This window comes from Bacillus cereus group sp. BfR-BA-01382 (genome assembly GCF_022663475.1).
Classification (GTDB): Bacteria; Bacillota; Bacilli; order Bacillales; family Bacillaceae_G; genus Bacillus_A; species Bacillus_A thuringiensis_S.
Map to the genome: position 1 here is coordinate 1 of NZ_JAKUFQ010000399.1, position 244 is coordinate 244.

A 244-nucleotide genomic window follows, 5' to 3' on the forward strand; every position below is an offset into this window, starting at 1 on the left:
CGGATATGTTCACGTGCCATTTTTAACAGGAACGGCACCTGTAATTGAAAAGAAAGAAGTTGTAGCTCAAGAAGAAGCGCCGGTTAAAAATAATACAGCAGTTAAGAATAAAGAGTCTGTTAAGAGTAACGATTCTATTAAGAATGTAGAATCAAGTAAACCTGTGGTAAAAGAAAAGCCGGCTGCAAAACCAGTTGCGAAATCTACTGAAAAAAGTGCGCCTACTGGTGGTCGTGAAATTACA

1 pseudogene is annotated in these 244 nt (G+C 38.5%); it reads left to right on the forward strand.

What is annotated here, in order from left to right:
* Nucleotides 1–244, forward strand: a pseudogene (locus MR160_RS34480) (enterotoxin); the annotation flags it as partial.